The sequence below is a fragment of the Leptospira fluminis genome (genome assembly GCF_004771275.1).
GTDB lineage: Bacteria > Spirochaetota > Leptospiria > Leptospirales > Leptospiraceae > Leptospira_B > Leptospira_B fluminis.
On the sequence record NZ_RQEV01000007.1, the window covers coordinates 110,651 to 132,611 of the forward strand.

Sequence of the window (21,961 nt, forward strand, 5' to 3'; positions counted from 1 at the left end):
TAGAAACATTCGGGATCCAAATCTCCCTCGGGTGTTCCTTCCCGGTTTCATATTAGACTGTTCTCGGCTCCTTTCTAAGAAAGGAAGCTAATAGAAAAAGCGCTGCCAAAAGCAGATAACCCTTGGCAAACGGTCCGAAATTCAGTTCGAAAGGCGTCAAAATCGCATTCCCGCGCAAGGAATAGGCATGGATAAATCCGGTCGCCGAGAGGAAGACTCCGGTCAAGCTGGCAAGGATCGCTTTTTTAAAATCCCGATCGATGACGAAGGTAGCGATCGCTGCCCATACCATAGAAGACAATAAGAAACCTTGGGAAAGGCTTAAGAGTCCTTCCAGCGGATACGGAAAAATCGGCTGGTTCGGGGGAACAAGAGAAAGCCAGAGATTCTGGGTTTGGGAAGCGGCAGCCGTTCCTTCGATGGCTTTCGTTAAAATCGGGTCCACATAATTGAACGTACTTTGGATCAACAGTACTCCCCAGCCGGCAAGAGCGGGGAGGAGTCCGATCACAACTGCGGGGGCGTGTCTCGTCGGTGTGGCTTCGAAGGCTTGAGAACCGATGACGATTCCGATCCAGAGTACGATCGCCATTCCGGCTTCGATCGGAATCAATTTGGAAAGGAAACCCATCAATCCGAAAAAGGCGGCCAAGGTCATGAAGACTCCGTTCAGAGTGGAATACCCCGCTCTGGCGCCCAATGCCTTCCAACCCGGATGGCCGATGTAAATCGTAGTCGGAAAAGGGGATCCGAAAAAGGCTCCCGCTACTGTTCCGAGTCCGTTCACCAATAAGGAATTTCTGGTATTGAATTTGTCTCCGGCAGCTTCCGCGGATTCTATGTTCTGCAAGGAACCGATTACGTTGAAAATTCCCATAGGGAGGATTACGGAAAGGTATTCCCGTACGTCCGCTCCCGAAAATAGGGAAAAGATTTCTCCGGCACTCCATACGGGAAGATACAATCCGACTCGGAACGAAGACTGGAGCGCATCCGCATCCATAATCGCTTTTCCGGAGAAATACGGGGAATACCAAGCGAGCAAGGTCCCGGCAATTACGGAAATCAATCCCCCCGGAATTTTAAAGGGAAATACCACTCTCCCGAAATACTGTAGCAATATGATTCCAAAGGGAACGAATGCGACCAACGGATTTTGGAACGTACGGATCAGAAAGTCCATGGAGATAAACGTGAGTGCGATTCCGGCCAGAGCGGAAAGAAGAGCGGCTCTAGGTGTCGCCCTGCGCACTCTTTCCGCTACAAAGGCTCCGGACATTTCTATCAGTCCGGAGAGAAAGCTAGCCAACAATCCCATGGCCCAGGCGGCCTTATAACTTCCCGTCTTCAAATAAACGGGGAACATAACGAAGAAAACGAAGGCGAATAAAGAAACCGTATTGATCCCGTAAGGAAGTGCGGTAACGTCGCTTCTCCCTTCCGATTTGGCCAGTTGTCTGGCCTGCCAAGCATAAAACAAATTTCCCAACAAAAGGGAAACGGCCGCGCCAGGAATGACGACACGGAAAACGAACTCTTGGGGCATTCCGCAGGGACCCATACAAAGAGTGACTAGGACTAGAATCTGGATCAGGTTATCGATCATCAAACCGAAGAAGCCGTCCAGGTCCCCCGGTACGAACCAATTGTATTTGCTCATTTTTTGTTTTTACTCCCGAAATCCACTTCGATGACGTTGTCTTTGCGCTTTTTCCCTTTCGATTTCGATTCGCTTACCTCTTCTTGCGGAAGTTCCGAAGAGGTCGTTCCGGAACTTTGTCCGTCTTCTGCGGATCGACGATCTTCCAATTTTCCCAAGAAGATTCTCATTTGGGAGACGGTTTGTTGGGATTTGTCGAAGTAACGGAATACGCTGTCCCAAGGAATGAAAACCTGTTCCCAAGTGTAGCCGAATTGGAGTTCCGCATAGACCCAGTCCTCTTCGATTCGGATGTCCCGAGTCGCTCTGGGGCCGATGACCAATATGATCCCGGACTCCGGTTCGTCTCCGATCAATCCTCGTTTGCCTATCTTCAGATCGGGATGAGGCATCGCGTGCAAATAGAACGTCCCGAATCTCTCCCAATAGAGGGAGAAGAGCTGTTTTTTGAACTCACGGAGGACAGCGCTATCTTCGGGGTTATGATCCATTCTTTCCTATGGTCCTAGCTTCCTCTTCCGTGATATAATCCTTATGAATCTTATATTCCGGTACGAGCTCCTTGAATCTCAAAAAGATTTCCTTTTCCTGGTTGGAGCGTGCGGCGTTCAGTATGGCTTGGAAACGGGCTTGGAAGCTGCTAATATCATTGTCTTCCAAGGGGGCTGCAATCCTGATTTTAGGATGGTGGGTTTTTTTGATGCCTTCTAAATCTAACAGCAGTTCTTCGAACAATTTTTCCCCGGGTCTCAAACCCGTAAATTCGATCGGAATGTCTATGTACGGACGGAGTCCGGACAGTCGAATCATCTCCTCCGCTAAACTTAGGATTCGAACGGGTTCTCCCATTTCCAATAGGAAAATCTCTCCGCGTTCTCCCATGGAACCCGCTTGTAGGACCAACTGCGTGGCTTCCGGGATGGTCATAAAATAACGTATGACTTCCGGATGGGTCACAGTGACCGGTCCGCCGTTTTGGATCTGTTCTCGGAACCTAGGGATGACCGAGCCGTTGGAGCCCAACACGTTCCCGAATCGGACCGTGATGAATTTCGTACGGGTTTCTCGGGACACATGTTGGATGTACAATTCCGCCACGCGTTTGGAGGCTCCCATGATGTTCACCGGATTTACCGCCTTGTCCGTGGAAATCAGAACGAAGCGTTCCACTCCGGACAGACGGGAAATGTCCGCTACATTCTTGGTCCCGAGGACGTTGTTCAATACCGCCTCGCAGGGATTGGTTTCCATCATAGGTACGTGCTTGTAGGCCGCCGAGTGGAAGACCACTTCGGGAGAATGGGCTTCGAAGACGGAGCTGACTCTGGAAAGATTCTTCACATCCGCAACCACGGGAAAGAATTCGATTTCGGAATCCGGAAAGATTTTTCTAAGCTCGTAATCGATTTCGTAAAGAGGAGTTTCCGAGGAATCAACAAGAATGAGTTTCGAAGGTTGGAAGACCGCGACCTGTCTACAGATCTCGCTCCCGATCGAACCCCCCGCGCCCGTTACTAGGATGGATTTACCTCGGATATAAGAACGAATGGATTCGATTTCCAAATCCACAACGGGTCGTCCGAGCAGGTCTTCCACCCGAATTTCGCGGAGTTGCTGAATCTTAGGAGAATCGAAGAGGAGGGAGCCGATGGACGGAAGGATCTTAAAACCCACCTCGGTGGATTCGAACGTCTTGAGCAATTTTCCGATCAATTTCCCATCCGGGTTTTTGATCGCTATGATGACCTGTTTGATCCCTAATTTACGGATGGTATCTTCCGCTTTGGAAATGTTTCCGAGAATCGGAACACCTTGGATCAAAGCGCCGATTTTACTTTCATCGTCGTCCAAAAATCCGACGGGATTTAGTTTCAGTTCGCTGTGTCTGCGAAATTCGGAGAGTAAGGAAGCTCCCATTTTTCCGGCACCTAGGATCAACGTAGGAGCTCCGTGTTCCCTGGTTTTGCGAATGATGTACTGGTCCCGGAAAATTCTCCAGGAAAGACTGCGAAGACAAAGAAAACTGAGTAGAAGAATCGTATCTAGTACCGGAACCATCCGGGACATCTGGTCGAATCGGTTATAAAACAATAGAACGGTAGTGGCGATGAAGGAGGAGAGTACGGTTATTTTAATGATTTCTAAAAGATCATGTATGGAAGCATAGGCCCAGATGGAACGATAGATATTGGAAAATAGAAAAACCACAGACCGGCAGACGACCACGATCACCAAAGGAATTAGAAAGGTATCCGTTCTTTGGAGAAAGGATAGAGATTCGAATCGAATCAAGTGGGCCAAAAAGTAGGACAGGACCATAAAGCAGAGATCCAAAGGAAAGATCAAGGTCCGGCGGTTCCAATGTTCCATTAAGGAAAAAAATATCTTTAAATGCCAAAAGTCCAATCTTTTTGGGTTTTTTCGGTTGCGGAAATCGAGAATCTAAACGAATCTCCCGTGTAGATCCGTGAAAGAATTAATCGTCAACCTGGAAGGTAAACTTGACTTGCAGCTGGGGGCGGCATTTCGGGAAAAGATAGGGCAGGTATTGTCCTCGAATCCCTATAAGATTCTTTTGGACGCCTCGGGGATCGGTGATTGGGAACGGGGTGCGCTAGACCTTCTCCGAGAGGCCGCGATCGGTCATCCGGAATCAAGATTTGCCGTGTGCAATCTAGTAGAGGGTTTAAGAGAAGAATGGACTCTCTCCGGTTTGGAGAAAGCAATCCCGATGTTCAACTCCAGAGAAGACGCCAAGTCCTTTTTAAACCGGGAATCGGATCCGAAAGAAACGAGATCCCCCGGATTTGTAGCGTGTCCGATCTGCTTCCAAACTTTGAGAGTGCAAGGAAAAGGGAATTATCGTTGCCCGACCTGTTCCCATACTTTTTATCTGACCGCGGATTACAGAACGGCTAGTTTCGAAAAACTGTTTTAATGCACTAAGGTTCCGCGTCGAATTCGCTAGTAAAGAAATTTCCGAAGATAGTGCTTGCCACAAAAACGCGGGAAAGGTCTTTTTTTAATATGAAAGAGACCTTGCCCTCTTCCCATCCGAGCTTTTTAAATCGTATCCGTTCCGGCTTCAAGGGAATCCTTCGTCTTTTTTATTCCGGGATCCGGGCAAAACTCGCCCTATTTACGGGGAGTCTGATCGTGCTGACGATTTTCATTCTCTCGGTGATTTACGTGAAGCAGCAGACCGAGATCTTGACGGATAGTTACGAAAGAGAGGCGGCCATTTCCAGAAGGTACATTTCCTCCTTGGTCTTGGAGTTGGACAATATCTCCCAGAGTTTGATCCGTATCGAGGAGTTCCGGGATCGGGTCAGCAAACAAACCGAGGCCTTAAAGAAATATAGAACCACCAAGACTTTGGTTCAGGAAAAAAAGGTCTCTTTTTTCGGGATCAAGACTAGTCTTTTTGGAGCTTTAGGAAAAAATAAAATTAGAAAAACCTTGGATACGTATTATTCGGAATATCTGTCCAAGGGAGACATCGAAGTTCTGGAAAAAAACGTCAAGGCACAGTTGCAACAGAACGGGGGACATGAGCCGGTCGGAGAACGGGAATTTTCCCAACTCCAACATTTGGCAAAGCAAGTGGTCTTTGCGGAAAGGGACGCTTCCTTATTGCGCAAACGATTGTACGAGGTAAAAGAAAACCGGGAAAAAATGGACGCCACGGAACTCTCCGCTTTGGAGGAGGACGTCCGAGAAAAATCCCTTCTCGCTCGTAAAAGAAGGTCGGCGATGGATTCCAAAATCGTCCAACTGCTTGCGGATTCGCGTCGAAAAAAAATCAAGGACTTGGGACTAGATACGGGAAGGTTCCGACTCCAGACCTTTCCTCTTTCCGGAATTCTTCCCGGGCAGGACTCCGAGCCTACTCTGGATACCCGCATCTTCGATCCGGAGTCCCCGTTAAACGAAATTTCTTTCGATTCCAATTTGGAGGAAGGTCTAAAACGTTCCTTGAATACGTTGGTGGAAAAGGTTGGAGTTACGGGAGAAATTCCTCCCGATTCTTTTCAACATTCCGGTTTGGAATTACAGGCATTGTATTCTCCCCATTTTCGGAATCCGGCTTCTACGGAAAGAGCCAAATTAGTGGAGGCGTCCCGGAATCATCTCGGGGCCTGGAATTCCTATCTTTCGGAAGAAAGAGCGATTCTTGTCGACCTTAGCAAGATTCCTCCCTTGTTGACGACTAGACTAAGGGAATTGCGGGAGAAGAAACCGCCGATTCCTCCGTTTAAGGACAAAGAATTCCGCAAACAGTATGAGAATTACGAATCTCTCATACGAAAGCGGGACCTTCTTTTCGCCACGTACAAAAGGAATCATCCTCCCAAAGAGGAGGAACAGGAACGGCTGGAAGCCCTAGGGTCGATCCGAGACTCGGCTTTGGAGGACTTGGTCCTTTTGCGCTTTCGTCCGGACGGATCGGATTACGAAAGGTCTCTCCGATCGGAAGAAGAAAGTCGTATCTTTCGAGAGAGGTGGACTAGTCTCCGCCAATGGATCTATTCCGGAGAAAGCGAGACTCCGACTGCGAAATTGAAGGCCTTATTCCCGGACGGCATCATAGGAAACAGTCGTACGGAAGCGGAACAGATTCTCTGGAAATTGGATACGGTCCCGCTCCTATCAGGGGAAGGAGACGACGTTCCCACAATCGTATTGAGTTCGAATTTTTCCGGACTGATCCGAACTATCGTGGATAGAACGGAAGGTTTGAAATCCATTCGGAACAACCGGGATCGTGCGGTCTTGTCCGCTCTCGGGATTTGCGGCTTCTCCATTTTTTTGGCCGTTTTTATCTCCGGAATCGTAGTGCAGAGGATCAAAAGATTGATCCGGGATGCGGAGGAAGTCGGAGAGGGAGACTTGAACGTCGAGTTCGAACCCGGAGGAAACGACGAATTCGGAAATCTTTCCGTGGCCTTGAACCACATGGTGGGCGGCTTACGCGAACGGGAAAAGATCAAGGGTATTTTGGGAAGTATGATCGATCCGGTCGTGATCGGCGAAGCAATGAAGGATCTCGCGGCCTTAAAAAGAGGAACGGAAAAAAGAGTCACCGCGTTTTTTTCCGACGTGGCGGGTTTCTCCGCCATCAGCGAAAAACTGAGCTCCGTGGAATTGGCGGAACTTTTGAACGAATACTTATCTGCCATGACACTGATTTTGAAGGATCACGAAGGGGTCCTGGATAAGTACATTGGGGATGCTATCGTCGGTATTTTTAACGCACCGGTGGAGGTGGAGCAACATTGTTTAAAAGCCACACGAGCCTCCTTGAAGATGCTGGCGAAATTGGAGGAACTCCGCAAATCCTGGGAAAAAGATCATAGATACATTCCCGAAGCCAGGGCAATGCAAATCAGGATCGGCTTGAACACCGGATTAGCGAAGGTCGGGTTTATGGGAACCGATGCTCTCGCTTCCTATACGATGATGGGTGATACGGTCAACTTAGCCGCGCGTCTTGAAGCGGCCGGTAAGGATTACGGAGTGTCGATTCTTGTCTCCGACGCCGTATACGGAGAGATCAAAGATTCCATTCTCACCCGCAAATTGGATCTCGTAAGGGTCAAGGGTAAGACGGAACCCGTCGTACTATACGAGGCGATCGCGGAAAAAAATGCCGCCGTTCCGACTTCTATCAAGGAATCCATCGCTTTGTACGAAGAGGGAATCTCCCGGTATTTGGAAAGACATTGGGACAAAGCGGTCCGTTGTTTTCAGGAATCGGAAACCGTAAAGAAGCAAAGCGATAAATCCGTACATTTGTTGATCGATCGCTGCAAAGAATACTTGAAGAACCCTCCTCCTGCAAATTGGGATGGAGTCTATACCAGAGACCACAAATAAGGAAATTTAAATACGGAATCCGGTGAGTCTTTCCGATTTCCTTTTCAACGAGACGGAAAGGTTTTTGTCTTCGGCTAGTAAGATCGCTTTCCGTTTCGCCCTCGTTAACGCGGTGTATAGGATCTCTTTGCGCAGCAATTCGTTCGGGGATTCCGTTTCGGAGGAAGGATCCGGAGGAAATAGAATAAATACGTTATCATATTCGGAACCTTGGGATTTATGCACCGTAATCGCAAACGCCGGTTCGTGAGGAGGCAAGGTATCCAAAGCAAAGTCCCGGATGGTTCCGTCCAGAAAGAAAACGGCACGCATCTCCGTTTCTCCCGTGATCGTTTCGAATTCCAAAACGAGTCCCGTGTCTCCGTTAAAAAGACCTCTAGAACGGTCGTTCTTTACGATCAGAATCGGAAGCCCGGGAAAATAGACCCGGGTACCCAAATGAATGGTGCGTATCTTCGTTTGTTTCAAAAGCAAGCGGATGATATCTCTGTTGATCCCTTCGCTTCCGAATTCTCCTTGCCTTAAAATCGTTAGGATTCGCGTGTGATTCAGATCCGCTCTGAGAAATTCTGCCAGTCGTCTCGGATCGGAACGGATTTTGTCCAAGGAAGAAAATCCGGGGAGTAGACATTTCTCCACGTACTCGCTTAAAAAACGGATACGATCCTTTTTGAGATCGATTTCGCTCCGGTAAAAGCCGTCTCGGATCGTCGCTTCCGGTACTTCGCTTAACGACGGGGAGGATTGGACGGAAAAAGTCGTTTTTAAAAGTGAATCGGCATCGGTATCTGCGGAGATACATTCCTTTGCCGCATCAAAAATCGTCGAGGCGTTTCCGGTTTGCCTGCGGCCGGTCTTAAGCCTGTAGAAATTCTCTGACCGGGAAATAGATTCCGCCAGATCGGAAAGGACGGCGCCAGCCTCCACGCTCGGAAGTTGGTCCGCGTCTCCGAGCAGAACGATCCGAAATCGATCCCGTTTTGTGTCCGGTAAGGAAAGTAGAAGGGAATGCATCAAATCCAAATCCACCATGGAAACTTCGTCCACCACGACCACATCGTACGGAAGACGGAAATCCTTTCCGTATTTATAATTCCTAGTATTCGGATCGAATCTTAATAATCTATGCAAGGTGGAGGTGGATAGGTTGTACAATTTCAGATCTATCGGATCCGTACCGGTCCCAAACTTCAGAGTGTTTTCCAAGGATTCTCTTAATCTTTGTGCAGCCCGGCCGGTGGGAGCGGCCAATCCGATTTTATCCGGATCATATCCCAATCGAACCAGTGCCCGCAAAAGGCTCGTAACCACCGTGGTCTTTCCGGTGCCGGGACCTCCCGTGAGCACGAAAAAAGAGGAATGAAGAGCCGCTTCCAAAGCCTCTCTTTGCTCCCCTTCGCCGCAAAGTACGGTTTCCAAGCCCTCTTTGCGTAAGACTAAAGGGGAACGTTCCGTAATTTCCTTCAGGATTTTGGGGATTTCCTTTTTTTGACTCTCGGGCGGATTTCTTTTTAAGAGACTTCGGAAAATCTCCTCGGAAGAAGTCAGAGCATCGAAGGTTTTTCGATAATACAGGATTCCGTTTCTGGATCGAAAGAAAGGATTATCCTTGTTCGAAAGAGAATCCTTTCTTTCGGGAATTCCCAGACTTCCCGTTCTCAAGGCGGTTAAGAGAAGGGAATTCCTTTGGAAAAGATCCTCCTGTTCGGATTCCGGAAGGACTCTGTGCATCTCCGAAGTCAGAAATCGAATATAGTCCCGATCGGTGGTTCCGATTTCCTCGGTCATAGTCGTATTCCTTTTTCCGAATGTTTTCGTTCCAAAGCGTCAAGAACGGTAAATCTGGAACTTTCGACGAACTCCGGATCGATCTTTTGAAAGAAAATTCCCGAATCGGAACGATTCGGATCCATCCCCCTTAAAAAGAGGAAATACATCCCGCCGAGGAGATTCCGATCGTATTCGTCTCCGAACCTGGCTTTCAACCATTCGTTTAACACTAAAGAATAAAGTGCTAATTGAAGCGAATATACTTCCTCCACTTTTCTTTTCAGATCCGTTTCGGAGTAGGAGGAACTTTCCAGACGATTGGACTTCCAGTCTAGAATCCAGTACTTGCCTTCCGAAAAAAAGATCAGGTCCACCGTTCCGTTCAGGAATTCCTCCTTTTCGGACCGTCCCGTCGAAAGTTTGAGAAAGAAATCCACTTCGTGTTTTCTCTCGGATGGAGGTAATGCCGCGAGGCAATCCAAGCTCGGAATTTGGGGAAGGGGAGAACGAAGGGTGTTCCAGAGCATAGCTAAAATCTTTTCGGCGAAAACCTGTCTTTCTTGGTCGTCCTTTCCGAATCCGTATTCTCTCAGTAGTTTTTTCACATCCGTAGCGCGAGGTTCGTTTAAGTGGAAAGGGTTTTCAGCGCGATAGAAAAGAGAAAATTCGAGAGTCTCCAAAAGATGATGCAGAAGATTTCCCATTCGGTTCGAGGATGGAAGTTCTCCGGACGGGAGGGAGACGGGAATTTCCTCGTCCATTCGGAAGAGTTCCGACTCCGATCCGAATCTGATTTCGGGAGGGTTTAAAAACCGATCCAAGGATGAATAACTTTCCATACGGATTCTTCTACGTTCGCAGTTTCGAGGCCAAGGGAGAGGACTTCTCGTAGGTTCCTGCTCGGAAGCGAGGGGTTCCAACGCCACCGACGTCTTTTTTTCCGTCGGAACACCGGAAAGGGTCTCGACGGAATACTTTCTCTTTTCCTCGTTCCAAAAGATTTTAGAGATATGAGAGGTAGAAGAAGGACGCTCCGCTATCTTTTCAAAGGAGGAACGGAACAATTCCAAAGGGCGATCCGAGGACGGCTCGGAAAGCAAAGGGAAGTAGAATTTGTACATGGCTCGAGTGACCGCAACGTAATACAACCGTTTGTCTTCGTTCTTTAGATAGGTCAGGTATTTTTCCGGATGCTCTTTGGTAAGGTCCAGAATCTTACGACTTTTAGGCTCGGAACCGTTTGCGGAAACCGTTTCCCTGTATTCGTAATATTTACGATGTACAAGAGACCAGCCTGAGAACCCACCCATTAGAAATACGAAGGGAAATTCCAGACCTTTGCTGGAATGTATGGTCAGGATTTTTACCCTGTCCTCTTCCGTTTCCCGAGATAAGGATTCGTCCTTTTCCACTCCGGCTTCGGCGGAAATTTTGGCGTCCATCCAATCTATGATCTCCCGAAGGGAAAGATCGTTTTCGGAGGCCATTTCGGTTAACAAAGAAAAGATCTGCTTGAAATTCGCGATCCTTCTTTCCCATTCCAAAGTCATTTCGGAATCTCTCGGTCTCGCCAAAAGGCTTTCCGTACTCAAGGAACGGAATAGGGCGGGGAAGTCCTTTTTTCGCGCGAATCTTCTCCAGGATTCGATTCGTCTTTTTTCTTCCGATTCCAGGGAATATTCGGCATATAGATGCAGACGATCCGGAGCAATTTCGAAGAGATCCGAAAGCAGAAGTTTGTAAAAGGAATCCGGCAAGCCTTCGTCTTCTATGCAGGATAGTATCTGCCTACAACGAAAGGCCTCGTTGGAGGAAAAGAGTCCTCGTTTGCGGATATTCGAATAGGGTATTCCCGCGATCTTAAGATAATTCTCCAGTTCTCTCGAATCCTCCTGGTTCCGCACCAGAATCGCTATATCTCCGAATTCGACTTTGCCGGGATAGGATTGCTTGTTCTGTTTTTCCTTTCGGATGGAAATTTCGGTCTCCGGCGAAACAAGATGCAAAATCTCCGAAACGACGAACTTTGCGTAAGGCTCTCTTAATCCTTGTTTATTCGATCCGACCGGAAGAGCGAACGCGTTAAGAGCTCCTCTCCCGCTTTTGTCGGAGTATAAAACCGCTTTGCCACCTTCGGAAGCGGCCTGTACTTTCGAATATCGGATAGGCTCGAATCCGGGTTCGGAGATCGGAAACCAAGCCTCCCCTCCGGCGGAAAATAGGTCGTTATAAGAAGAGACTAATTCGGGCAAAGATCTGCGATTCGTGTCAAGTTCAGGATACACCGTGGAAACGGAGGAAAAAGCGCCTCCTTTGTCCATGTAAGCCCTTGCGGCCAAATACGTCCCTATGTCCGCTCCTCGGAATCCGTAAATCGCCTGTTTCGGATCTCCGATCAGAAACAATCGGTTCCTAGTCCTCTCCGAATCGGAATTTTCCTCCAAGAACACGGTTTTAAAAATCGAAAATTGGCTCCAGTCCGTATCCTGAAATTCGTCCACGATGGCGTAATCGAATCTTCTTTTTAGTTCGCTTAATAAATCAGAGTTATCCGAAATCGATCGGGAAAGATTTCGGATCATATCGTTGTACGTGATTTCTCCGCTTCCGTTCTTTTCGAACGGAGTTTCCTTTACGATCTTTTCCGCGATTTTTACCACGAATAAGGTCGCAAGGTTTTCTAGAGGGACGAGGCTTTTCCTTACCCCTTCGCGACAATTCCGGTATTTTTCGGCAGCCGGATCGGATCCTGATTTCGTCAATTCCTCGTCGGAGAGTAGTATGCTTCCGATCCCGGAGTCTTTTCTTTTGAGGCGCCCGATTTCCAGAATCGCCTTCGTGAGTTCCTCTTCCCGAAAAGGATCTAAAGCCGCCGTCGCGTTTTTCAGTATGGATTCGAAGGCGATTTGTCTTTCCGCCAAGGCTTTTCTGGTACTCGCGTGCAGGGATTTCAACAAGGCTTCCTGGCTTACTTTGAGTCCACCGTATTCTTCGTTTAACGATTGAAAAACGTTTCGGATCTTCTCCTCGTCGGGAAAGGATCCGGAGAAAGGATCGGGAAGGAAAAATGTAGAATCCGGAGAAGCTTCTTTTTTACCGGCTATCTCCGCAAGGAATCCCTCCCAGGTATCTCCGGTAAATCCGTTGTCGAAGGACTTTCTCAGTTCCAATAGAGTCAACACTAGACTTTCCGGAGGGAGTTCTTCCGCGAATTCCGAACGAAGATGGGAATCCAGGAGGCGACGCAAAGGTTCCTCTTCGGGAACCAATTTCGGATCGGAAGGGGTCCCCGTCTCCAGAGCATATTCCTTCAGAATCTTATTGCAAAATCCGTGTATCGTAGCGATGGTCGCTTGGTCTAGGCGACCGAGTTGTTCCAGGAAATATTTTCTTTCTCGTTCCAAGCCCGGTTCCGCGGAAAGGCCTGCTTCCAAAACCCGAACTCTTTCCTTGATTCCGTGTCTGATACGGGAGCGGAGTTCGGAGGCCGCTTTTTCGGTATAAGTCAGTACGAGTATCGATTCTATCCCTCTTTCGGACCCGTCCGAATCGGAGGAAAGAAAGTACGCATGCAAAATTTTTAATACTAAATATACGATCGTATGGGTCTTTCCCGTTCCGGCGGAGGCGCCTATGAATCCGTGTCTGGCAAGATCTATATGATCCGCATAGGAATGAGGAAGATCCGGAGAATTCCGATTCATGAAAACAACCCTCTAAAAACGGGATCGTATAATTTTTCGGACAATTCGAATGCGTTTGTCGGGACTAAGCGTTTCGGGGAGGGGAGCAGACGAAGAGTCGCCGGTACGTAGTCCGAAAGTTCGTATTCCAGGGATTCGTTTATCCATTGGAGGAATTCCCGTCCTAGTTCTTCTTTCTCCTTTCCGCCGGAATCGAAAAGAGCTCCCGATTTTCTTAAGGGAAAATCCTCCCAAAAATCGGGGGAGAGTAGAGGTCTTTCCGCGCCTAGATATTCTTCCGCTAGATATTTTAAAAATTCCGTCCTCTCCGGATCGTTTTCCTCGAATTCCAAAATTTCAGGAGCCCCGTCTTTGGCCGTATATCCGAAAAGGACTGATACGATTTTCGGGGAATTTTCCGTTTGCACAAGATCCAAAATCGATTGGATCAGAAAAGGCTCGATTCCGTTCTTTAGTTTCTTTTTGGAGTTGGGATATACTAGGACGATGCTCCGCTTTTCTTGGGAGAGAAAGATAGATTCCTTGAGCCCGGTAAATCGGATTCGAGATCCGTTCTTTAGAGTAAGTGTAGGTGTCGGAAGAGTCAAAATTCTACCTTGCTTTGTCGACTCCCCGAAAGAAACCGCCTCGTAAAAATCTCTGTTTTCCAATAGAGGAGAAATTTTTCCCCAAGAACGTTCGAATCTTTCCGAGAGAAGGATCTCTTCCACCTGTCCGTATTTACCTCTGGGCAAAAACCCCTTCTTTCCGAAAGCGGAGATCGCTTTTTCCCGGGAATTCCGAAACAGCGCCAAGGAATCTTTCGGAACGGATTTTTCGGAAAGGGTTTTGAAAAAAAGTTCCCAGGACTTCGTTACTATTCTTAGGGGATCCGATAATCGGAAGGGTTCGCTAGATGAGGAATTTTCCTCTTTTTGGTCCTCTGCGAACAGGCCGAATCGAGTCCTCAGAAAATGGTGCAAAGGTGATCGCCAGAAGCGGATCAAATCCTTTAAGTCGAGCGTAATCTCCGCATCGGTTCCCGACCGCTCATCAGGTTTTCGTATCGTCTCGGCTTCAGGGCTCCGGAAATCCAGAAACATTTTAGAATATTCTATTTTATCTTTTTCGAATCCATGAGCCGTGGAAGAGGAAATATCGTAGGTCCGGAAATATTGGCTCCGGAAATCCTTCCCGTCCGGTCTCGGCTGGAAATATTGTCGGCTATGTTTGTTCAAAGGGAGAAGAATCCGCACGCTTTCCTCGGGGAGAAGGACGTAATCTCTTAGCGCCTGTTCCATTTGCAGAATAGACGGGGAAGGAGCCATTTCCTCCTCCGAACTGGAATCCATGGACACGAAAGAAAGATTCAGGCTTTCCCTGGCCGAGAGGACGGTCTCATATAATAATAGTTCGTTCAATTGCCGGTTCGTGACATCTCCTTCTCTAGGAGATAGGTGTCTTAAGTTGAATGCGGAGCGATCCTCGGAACCGGGGAATTCGACTTCTCCCAGACCTAACAGAAAAATATGCCGAAACGGAATGGGACGCATCGGCTGGAGAGAAGAGACCGTGATTCCACCTGTCAGATATTTTCCCTTGCGGACCGGAATTCCCTCGGAGGATTCCCGTACGAAAACTTCCAGAAATCGCAACCGATCTTCGAAATTTCCCGGATCCCATGCTTTTCCCCGTAAGGAATCGAATTTGGAAAAGAGTTCGGATGAGATGGAGTTCTCCTCGGGAGAATCTTCGGTCGGTCCCAGCAATTCGCGAATAAAGGATGCGAAAGAATCCAAGCATCCGTCCGAATCGATTTCGGAACGTCCGCATTCCTCCGCGAATCGATCCATCATTGCTTCCAAACGTTTCCAGGTTCCGATCCATAGTTCCGCAGTTTTTCGATCGGAGGCGAAATAGGGGGAAAAGGAAGTCTCTTCTTCCGCGGCGGGAGGAAGAACTTCTCCCATCGATAAGCGAAGAAATCCGTTTCGAAACGAAAACGGAAGAGGAGGACCTTCCTCGGAATCGTCCAAAAAAAGGGAAAGTTCCCGGGAAAGTTCCTCCCATTCGCGAACAGTTTCGGCGGCGATATCCCATTTATTCCGAAAGCAGGAATTCCGGAATAAAGCAAAGAATTCCGTCCTGGAACGTTTGCCCAAGAGTAGAGGAAATACGGATAGAATCCCGTTCAAAAACGGACTGGTTTCTCCCGCTCTGAGATCCTGGATCGTATACGGTAGGGTCCGAACGGAAAATTCGGCGGATCCGTTTTCGTTTATCAATTTGGCGGGGATTCCCCCGTCGAAGACGGACTCGATAGCGGGCCTGTACTTGGATAAGTTCGGACAAAAGATTCCGATATCCGTCAAGTTTAAGGTAGGATCTTCGTCCAGCTTGGAAAGAATTACGTGAAACACCGCTTCTACTTCCCGAAAGATTCCCGGAGCCTCCAGGATGACAAGGCTGGCATCCGAGTGTTTGCGGTCCGAAAGCGCATCGGAGCCGGCGAGTAAGTATTCTTGGAAGGAGGTAAGAACGCTCTTATCTTTCCGTTCCTTAACGGAGGACCTATTCTGAATCGAAGCCCCCGCTAAGTTCCAGCTCATCGATAAGGATCGGAACGGAGATGCCCATCTGCGACAAGGAAGAGACGCGTTTTCTTCGGTACCGATGCTATCCTGAGGAAGTCCGAATTGATAAGCTTCCAGGGATATTTCCGGGAATAATTTCTTGAATAACGCAAGATAGGTCTGTGAAAGTTGAGATAGACCGAATAAATATAACTTCGTCGATCGGCGGTTTTCATTTTCCGATTTCGGACCTTGCCCGCGGTTTTCCGCTTGCATTGCATATTGAATCAAAGTTTTGGAAGAGGCCGCGACCGCGGCGTACAACTCTTTTTGGAGAAAAAACATCTGGGATTTGGTGGCGATCTTCTCTTCGATATCCTGTTCGCCCAATCGTAAATATTCGGTTTTTCCGCCCAACCAATTCCGAATCCAGTCTTGCCTGTGCAATTCGTAATCCTTAAAATAATTCGCGATCCTTCCCGAAAACTCGAATAAGCGGGTCGGATCTACACTTTGTCTGCCGGGAGGAATCAAATAGGATCGTAAGGAAGGATACCGCGAAAGAAATTCAGGGTGGCTTTGGACGTATTCGTAAATGAGGAATTTTCTTTCTTCCGGTCGAGCGAAGGTCCGAACGTCCGGATCGGAACCATATTTTCTTTTCAATAATTCCTCGATCGCTTTTTCTAAAAAGAGAAACCGAAGATTGAAGACTACGCCTTTCCGCTTCGCGAATTCCAAGTACAGCCAAGTTTCCATGCTCTTGTTCGGAATGACTACCAAAGGGCTGTACAATCCGTTCTCTCGTTCGAGTTCTCCGGAAATCGAGTCCTGTAGGATCCGGGCCAACTCGGACAAATCATCGGAAGAAAATACGGTAACGGACATGGGAAGGCGTATCCAATGTAGGGAAAGGAAGCGCCGAGAAAAGGATTTTTCTCGGTTCGGAGATTGCTTGGATGAGACGCGATTGGAGCGGATCCAAACGGAAAAGTAGCTTGCATTTGGTGACAGACGGGTTTCTTCCGATAATCAAGATTATGTCGCATTATATAGAACGGAGCGATGAGCGATCTATTTCCCTGAGAATTTTTCCCACCAAACGTGTCCGAATTTCTTCGAAAATACCCCAGTTTTTCCTTGATTCTGGTATAACTAAAGTTATACCAATTGTATGAAGACTGCTGTTTCGATTCCGGATGACCTATTTAAAACCGCAGAAAAAACGGCTAAACGATTGGGTATTCCTAGAAGTCAGCTTTTTGCTAGAGCATTGGAGGAATTTATTAAATTTCATAGCAAAGAGTCGATTACAGAAAGATTAAATAGAATCTATCGCAAAGAAAATAATATTTCTAAAGAAAATAGTGACGATCTATCGGTAGAGATACTACGGAAGAGTTTGAAGAATGATTCGTGGTGAAATTTGGTGGGTAGATCTAGGAATTCCTTTCAATAGCGAACCTGGCTTTCGAAGACCGATTCTCATTGTACAGGATAATCCCTTTAATGAAAGCAATATTAGCACAGTAATTGTTGTCTCGATTACTTCAAATTTGGATTTAGCTGAAGCTCCTGGGAACGTGATTTTATCAAAAAGGGACTCGAATCTTCCGAAAGATTCAGTTGCGAATGTTTCACAGATCGTTACACTGGATAGGGAAAGATTTTTAAGTAAAGCTGGCAAACTAAAGCCGAGCAAGATGTCAGAAGTAGAAGATGGACTAAAAGTCGTTCTTGGCCTTGATTAAAAAAGTATAACATAATTGCGATCGAGTTTTGCGCAAAGCGATCCGCTCGAATCGAAATACAATTCTCAAGTGAGGTTCCTCATGGCGTACAACGAACAACTGACGAACCGAGTCAGAACGGCGCTCCAACATTTGTCCGACGTAGAAGAGAAACGGATGTTTCGCGGCGTCACCTTTATGGTGAACGGTAAGATGTGTATCGGCGTCGGCGATGACGAATTGCTTTGCCGCATCGATCCTGCCCTACACGAGGATGCGATTCAGCGAAAAGGCTGCCGAACCATGAATATGAAAGGCAGAGAATACAAAGGCTACGTGCTGGTCGGCGAAGATGCGATCAAAACGAATACGGATTTTGACTACTGGATCGAACTGTCCCTCGACTTCAACAAGAGAGCGAAGAGTTCTAAAAATCGAAAGAAGAAATAAATCGCAGGACTTGAAGGCCGAAATCGAAGAGCGAAATATCGTTTGACAAATATTGCTGGAACGCGCCGGGCTGATCAAACGTGAAAAACAAGGACGAGAAGTACTCATTTCTTTTCGAGCGGAACCTTTACGCGAGGTGGCGGGATGGGTGCCGGAAAAGTTATGGTCGGCACTTACCGACACGGAGCTCATGAAGCAGTACTGGTTCGGCGTACAGTGCCAAAGCCGATGGATAGCCGGATCCCTACTTCGGAATCGCTTGAATCACGTCTTCCAATGTCGTATGTGATAACGTATCTAAAACGGCTTGGTCCGCCTTTTGCAAAAAAGGCTTTAATATTTGTTTGATATGGCAACTGACTTGGCAGGATTTCTGGACATTGCCGTCGTTCTCTTTCAAAACTGGGGAAGGTACCAAAGCACGGTACACCTCGCCTAAGGTGACGGATTTCGGATCCTTGGATAAAAGAAGTCCCCCTCCTTTTCCCTCCTTCGATTCGACGATCCCGGCGGCTTTTAGAGACCGCACCAGATTTCGTATGACGACCGGATTCGTATCCACGCTCTTCGCGATATCTTCGGAAGTTACGAGGGAAGAGTTTTTTCTTTGGTGGTAACCTACGACTGCAAGCGTATGAACGGCGACGGAAAATCTTTTATTAGCGGCCATAAGAAGGGATTCCGAGCGTAACGTAAACTTCGCCTCGGTCAATCGGGTTCCATCACCATCGATCGGAAAAAGGAACGGGAAATTTTCCCCGTTCCCGAGTATCATAGGAATTTGGACAGAATTTTTCGGGTTTCTTCCCCGATTCTCTTTCGAAGCTCCCCGTTTAATGCCAGGCCGGATAGAGGGACCTGAACTCTATCTTCGAAATACTGTCCGGAAATTTTTTCCAATCCGGGCGCATCCGCGAGATAGATCGAGGTTCTCGCTCCTTTTTCCGGAGAGATAAAGAATAGGTTTTTTATTCCGGAAAAAACGAATCCGATCGGACCTTTCAAACCCCTGGCAAGAGACGTATTGACTACTCCCGGGTGCAAGGAATTTGCCGTTGCTCCGCTTCCTTGGAGTCGATCCGCCAATTCCTGGGCGTAAAAAATGTTATACAATTTGGAATCCGCATAAGCCTGAATCCAGGAATATTTTTTTTCCCGCGAAAGATCGGACAGATCGGGCTTGGCATTCCTGTACAATTTGGAACTTACCGCAATAATTCTCCCCTGGCTAGCTGCCTTTACGTTCTCCAGTAAGAGTTCGGTTAACAAAACGTGGGCCAAGTGATTGACCGCAAAATTCATTTCGTATCCGTCTTTGGATATCTGTCTTTCGGGAGACATCAATCCCGCATTATTGATCAAAGCGTCTATTTTCGGAATTTTTTTCCGAACGGTCTTGGCCGTGTTCGCCACGTTTTCCAGGGAAGAAAGGTCGCCGGCGATAAAGTCCACATTTTGGTTTCCCGTTTTCGCACGAATTTCCTTTGCCGTCGCTTCGGCTTTGTCCGGATTTCGAGCGATCATGGTGACCGACCAACCTCTTTCGGCTAATCCGCTTACGGTCGCCTTCCCGATTCCTTCCGTTCCTCCGGTAATGACCGAGTATTTCATTTGTACTATTTCCTTGGTAGTTTTCACTTAGACCTCCCAAGAGCGGGAAAGCCTTCTTCCGGATCGGCAGGAATGGAAAAAAAATTTCGTCAGGAGAGGCGTTCGGAAATGTAGGAACTTTTGCGACCAAGCGTACAAATATGCCGTTTTCCAACGATTTCCGATCGTAGAGCTAGTTCTATGCTTCCATTTTTCGTCGGTAAGACGGAAAATAGAACTCGGACGTACCCGTGATTTCTAATGAATATTTTTTGAGCGCTTCCGATAAAAATCCCCAGTTCGGCTTTTATAGGATGATAAGGGACTTCGCTTATAAAAATGACCGCTACTGTACGAGTCGGATCGGGGTCGGATTCGATCGTATACTTATCGGAATTTTTCCCGGCTCATGTAACATTAGTAAATCGGGACATTGTAGTTCGGTTAATATTCTTAGTATACTTAGCCGATTTAAGTCTTACAAACACCGGATCGAAATGACTCGAGTCGTTTTGTTTTTTCGAAGTATAGGCGGAAAAAGAGTTTCGGTACAGCTTATGGTAAGGAACACTATCCACCGACTTAAATAGAAACTAACACCCTATTCACGGTGGGTCAACGATCGCAAGGCAAGGATATGGATTACGAAAAGGAAAAAAAGAAACTTCTCTCGGCAAAAACGCCCGAGCAATACATCGAATTTTCCATAAAATCAAAACTAGAAGGACCGAAGAAATCTAGTATTACCACAGAATGGTTGAATAAATCAGGTTATACAATAGATGACATAAAATACGCAAGAAATCGGCATCCGTTCTGGCGGGAGAAAAGAAATAAGGGATCGTACGAAAGAAACAGCCGGAGATTGGAGCATCACAATTACTACAAGTCGGATGAAAAGATCGTTTGGGATGAAAATAAACTGAATAAATTCTACGACTTGAATCAGGAAGGACACGCCGACCACGAGTTGGCGAAATTATTTAAGACTTCCATTCCTGCAGTGAATCATATCCGAAGGAAATTCAGGTTCGCTAGCCTACTTCTCGAATCCGAAAAAAAGAAACCGACCAAGGTGGCCGTCGTAAAATTAAGTCATCATTCCGAGTCCGTCTTAAAGCGGATGATTAGGGAAAAAGGAAAGAAATAAATTTCCCCTCCTCCGAAGCGTTTCCTTAAGGAGGAGGTTCCGGAAACAAGTTGCGAACGCGGATGCCGTAAAAAAAATGGGCGGTGACTCCTCCTATCTGAGAGAATATGAGCCGCCTTACACCGACGTTTATCCTGATCGTAACATTCCTGATTTCTTTCTCCGCAGTAGCGACTCCGGTAAAAAATTTTTTAAATCCAGAACCGTCCACAACCGGTTCGAAGAAGAATTCTTCGGAAACCCGCACAAAATCCAAGGCCTCAGATTCTCAGGAATCCCCCGCTTCGGATCGCGAAAATCCGAATCCTGAAAAGAAGGAAAATCTCTCGGACGACAAGAGCGAAACGGTTCGCTCGCGAGTCTCTCGTCGGTCCAAAACGTCGAAAATCGAAGATTCTCCCAAGTCCGCCAAAACTTTCGAAAATTCTCTCCCGAATGTTTCGAATTTACCGGCCAGAGTCGCTTACGACGCCAGCAAAGAGAATCCGGACGGGTCAGGCCACGGAAAAGGGATCCCGGTCCTCTGTTATCACCATCTGGCGGACAACGGAAACCCGATGGGAGGATACAATCTTGACCCGAGTTTGTTGGAAGAGCAGTTCAAATATCTGAAAAAGTTAGGCTACCAAACGGTAAGTTTGGACCAATTTTACTCTTATATAAAGGGGGAAAGCGGGGCGGATTTTCCCAAACGTCCTATTTTGCTTACTTTCGACGACGGTTCTTTGACCCATAAGACCGTGCTGGTTTCCCTTCTGAAAAAATACGGTTTTAGGGCGTCGATATTCATTTATCCTAGTACAATCTCCAATCCCAAATACAAATTTTATATGCGTTGGCCCGACTTGAAGGAAGCTTTGGGCAGCGGGGTTCTCGATTTAGGTTCTCATACTCTATACCATCCTAAATTGCCCGCGATGAAGCGGGCCGAAATTCGGAAACAATTGAGGGAATCCAAAGCGATTCTCGAGGCGAAAACCGGCCATAAGGTCAAAGATCTCGCTTATCCTTTCGGATTATTCGACGTTCGGGTGATAGAGGAAGCAAAGGAAGCGGGTTATAGAATGGCGTTCACCGTTAATCCGGGCAAGAACGTTCCTTCCACCGATCCTTATACGGTTCATAGGTCCCTGATTCCTTGGGGACAATCTCAGGCTAGATTCAATTCGATATTGAGCGCGAGCCCTCCTGGAAAGATCAAACTCGGAATCGCGGACGGTTCCTGGGTCAAGCCCGGACAAGCATTTTCCGTAAACGTGGAAGGATTGGATCCCGCGACGATTCAAATGAAAATCCGAGGCAAGAACGCGATTCGATCCAAAAAATCCGCGACGGAGTACGTGGTCGGAGTACCCGATTTTAAAACGAAAGTGAGTTACCCTCCCCTCGTGATTACCGGTAAGACTCCGGACGGCAGACGCACCGAAACCCAGTTTCTCTTCGTGAATAGGCAGGCTTTTAACCGAGAACCCGACTAA

The 21,961-nt window shown here is 47.4% G+C and carries 15 protein-coding genes; 7 read left to right on the forward strand and 8 right to left on the reverse strand.

Features of this window, described 5'->3' with window-relative positions; genetic code table 11:
- Positions 1 to 52: 52 nt before the first annotated feature.
- The 3 genes from EHO61_RS05800 to EHO61_RS05810 are packed head-to-tail and all read right to left on the reverse strand — an operon-like array spanning position 53 to position 4,030.
- Positions 53 to 1,660 carry an NCS2 family permease gene (locus EHO61_RS05800; protein ID WP_135812692.1) on the reverse strand — a complete coding sequence of 536 codons (1,608 nt, stop codon included), beginning with the start codon at positions 1,658 to 1,660 and terminating at the stop codon, positions 53 to 55.
- Positions 1,657 to 2,151: a ClpXP protease specificity-enhancing factor SspB gene (locus EHO61_RS05805; RefSeq protein WP_135812693.1), complete on the reverse strand. Its 495-nt coding sequence runs from the start codon at positions 2,149 to 2,151 to the stop codon at positions 1,657 to 1,659. The genes EHO61_RS05800 and EHO61_RS05805 overlap by 4 nt, the downstream gene beginning before the upstream one ends.
- A complete protein-coding gene (locus tag EHO61_RS05810) occupies positions 2,141 to 4,030 on the reverse strand; it encodes a polysaccharide biosynthesis protein (RefSeq protein WP_135812694.1) in 1,890 nt (629 codons plus the stop codon). Before EHO61_RS05810 ends, EHO61_RS05805 begins: the two co-directional genes overlap by 11 nt.
- 97 nt (positions 4,031 to 4,127) lie before the next feature.
- Between EHO61_RS05810 and EHO61_RS05815 the strand changes: the two genes are divergently transcribed.
- Positions 4,128 to 4,598, forward strand: a complete 471-nt coding sequence (locus EHO61_RS05815; RefSeq protein ID WP_135812695.1) for an STAS domain protein — start codon at positions 4,128 to 4,130, stop codon at positions 4,596 to 4,598.
- A gap of 89 nt (positions 4,599 to 4,687) precedes the next feature.
- Complete coding sequence (locus EHO61_RS05820) at positions 4,688 to 7,537, forward strand: adenylate/guanylate cyclase domain-containing protein (RefSeq protein ID WP_135812696.1); 2,850 nt, start codon at positions 4,688 to 4,690, stop codon at positions 7,535 to 7,537.
- Positions 7,538 to 7,543: 6 nt separating this feature from the next.
- On the opposite strand, the gene recD is transcribed toward EHO61_RS05820, so the two are convergent.
- The 3 genes from recD to EHO61_RS05835 are packed head-to-tail and all read right to left on the reverse strand — an operon-like array spanning position 7,544 to position 16,451.
- Entirely contained in the window at positions 7,544 to 9,325 is a 1,782-nt protein-coding gene (gene recD / locus EHO61_RS05825; protein ID WP_135812697.1) for an exodeoxyribonuclease V subunit alpha, read from the reverse strand.
- Complete coding sequence (locus EHO61_RS05830) at positions 9,322 to 13,011, reverse strand: UvrD-helicase domain-containing protein (protein WP_135812698.1); 3,690 nt, start codon at positions 13,009 to 13,011, stop codon at positions 9,322 to 9,324. Before EHO61_RS05830 ends, recD begins: the two co-directional genes overlap by 4 nt.
- Complete coding sequence (locus tag EHO61_RS05835) at positions 13,008 to 16,451, reverse strand: exodeoxyribonuclease V subunit gamma (RefSeq protein WP_135812699.1); 3,444 nt, start codon at positions 16,449 to 16,451, stop codon at positions 13,008 to 13,010. The genes EHO61_RS05830 and EHO61_RS05835 overlap by 4 nt, the downstream gene beginning before the upstream one ends.
- A gap of 286 nt (positions 16,452 to 16,737) precedes the next feature.
- Between EHO61_RS05835 and EHO61_RS05840 the strand changes: the two genes are divergently transcribed.
- The 3 genes from EHO61_RS05840 (at position 16,738) to EHO61_RS05850 (ending at position 17,743) form a co-directional block, all read left to right on the forward strand.
- Complete coding sequence (locus EHO61_RS05840; RefSeq protein WP_135812700.1) at positions 16,738 to 16,986, forward strand: ChpI protein; 249 nt, start codon at positions 16,738 to 16,740, stop codon at positions 16,984 to 16,986.
- The gene (locus tag EHO61_RS05845) at positions 16,973 to 17,314 is read left to right on the forward strand and encodes a type II toxin-antitoxin system PemK/MazF family toxin (RefSeq protein ID WP_135812701.1); all 342 of its coding nucleotides are present in this window, start codon (positions 16,973 to 16,975) and stop codon (positions 17,312 to 17,314) included. Before EHO61_RS05840 ends, EHO61_RS05845 begins: the two co-directional genes overlap by 14 nt.
- Positions 17,315 to 17,395: 81 nt before the next feature.
- Positions 17,396 to 17,743 (forward strand): TfoX/Sxy family protein, encoded by a 348-nt coding sequence (locus EHO61_RS05850; protein ID WP_135812878.1) that lies wholly within the window; start codon positions 17,396 to 17,398, stop codon positions 17,741 to 17,743.
- A 244-nt stretch (positions 17,744 to 17,987) separates the two neighbouring features.
- Here the strand turns inward: EHO61_RS05850 and EHO61_RS05860 are convergent, their stop codons facing one another.
- Together EHO61_RS05860 and EHO61_RS05865 are read right to left on the reverse strand one after the other, a co-directional pair.
- The gene (locus EHO61_RS05860) at positions 17,988 to 18,413 is read right to left on the reverse strand and encodes an Rrf2 family transcriptional regulator (protein WP_135812703.1); all 426 of its coding nucleotides are present in this window, start codon (positions 18,411 to 18,413) and stop codon (positions 17,988 to 17,990) included.
- Positions 18,414 to 18,514: 101 nt separating this feature from the next.
- Entirely contained in the window at positions 18,515 to 19,354 is an 840-nt protein-coding gene (locus tag EHO61_RS05865; RefSeq protein ID WP_135812704.1) for an SDR family oxidoreductase, read from the reverse strand.
- Positions 19,355 to 19,970: 616 nt separating this feature from the next.
- On the opposite strand from EHO61_RS05865, the gene EHO61_RS05870 reads away from it, so the two are divergent.
- Positions 19,971 to 20,483, forward strand: coding sequence for an LB099 family protein (locus EHO61_RS05870; RefSeq protein WP_135812705.1), 513 nt, complete (start codon positions 19,971 to 19,973; stop codon positions 20,481 to 20,483).
- 107 nt (positions 20,484 to 20,590) lie between these two features.
- A complete protein-coding gene (locus EHO61_RS05875) occupies positions 20,591 to 21,961 on the forward strand; it encodes a polysaccharide deacetylase family protein (protein ID WP_135812706.1) in 1,371 nt (456 codons plus the stop codon).

What these genes read in the sequence shown, in the direction of transcription:
- EHO61_RS05800 (WP_135812692.1), bottom strand. Translation starts at nt 1,660, where the DNA reads ATGAGCAAATACAATTGGTTCGTACCGGGGGACCTGGACGGCTTCTTC.
- EHO61_RS05805 (WP_135812693.1), bottom strand. Translation starts at nt 2,151, where the DNA reads ATGGATCATAACCCCGAAGATAGCGCTGTCCTCCGTGAGTTCAAAAAA.
- EHO61_RS05810 (WP_135812694.1), bottom strand. Translation starts at nt 4,030, where the DNA reads ATGGAACATTGGAACCGCCGGACCTTGATCTTTCCTTTGGATCTCTGC.
- EHO61_RS05820 (WP_135812696.1), top strand. Translation starts at nt 4,688, where the DNA reads ATGAAAGAGACCTTGCCCTCTTCCCATCCGAGCTTTTTAAATCGTATC.
- recD (WP_135812697.1), bottom strand. Translation starts at nt 9,325, where the DNA reads ATGACCGAGGAAATCGGAACCACCGATCGGGACTATATTCGATTTCTG.
- EHO61_RS05830 (WP_135812698.1), bottom strand. Translation starts at nt 13,011, where the DNA reads ATGAATCGGAATTCTCCGGATCTTCCTCATTCCTATGCGGATCATATA.
- EHO61_RS05835 (WP_135812699.1), bottom strand. Translation starts at nt 16,451, where the DNA reads ATGTCCGTTACCGTATTTTCTTCCGATGATTTGTCCGAGTTGGCCCGG.
- EHO61_RS05840 (WP_135812700.1), top strand. Translation starts at nt 16,738, where the DNA reads ATGAAGACTGCTGTTTCGATTCCGGATGACCTATTTAAAACCGCAGAA.
- EHO61_RS05845 (WP_135812701.1), top strand. Translation starts at nt 16,973, where the DNA reads ATGATTCGTGGTGAAATTTGGTGGGTAGATCTAGGAATTCCTTTCAAT.
- EHO61_RS05850 (WP_135812878.1), top strand. Translation starts at nt 17,396, where the DNA reads ATGGCGTACAACGAACAACTGACGAACCGAGTCAGAACGGCGCTCCAA.
- EHO61_RS05860 (WP_135812703.1), bottom strand. Translation starts at nt 18,413, where the DNA reads ATGGCCGCTAATAAAAGATTTTCCGTCGCCGTTCATACGCTTGCAGTC.
- EHO61_RS05865 (WP_135812704.1), bottom strand. Translation starts at nt 19,354, where the DNA reads ATGAAATACTCGGTCATTACCGGAGGAACGGAAGGAATCGGGAAGGCG.
- EHO61_RS05870 (WP_135812705.1), top strand. Translation starts at nt 19,971, where the DNA reads ATGGATTACGAAAAGGAAAAAAAGAAACTTCTCTCGGCAAAAACGCCC.
- EHO61_RS05875 (WP_135812706.1), top strand. Translation starts at nt 20,591, where the DNA reads ATGAGCCGCCTTACACCGACGTTTATCCTGATCGTAACATTCCTGATT.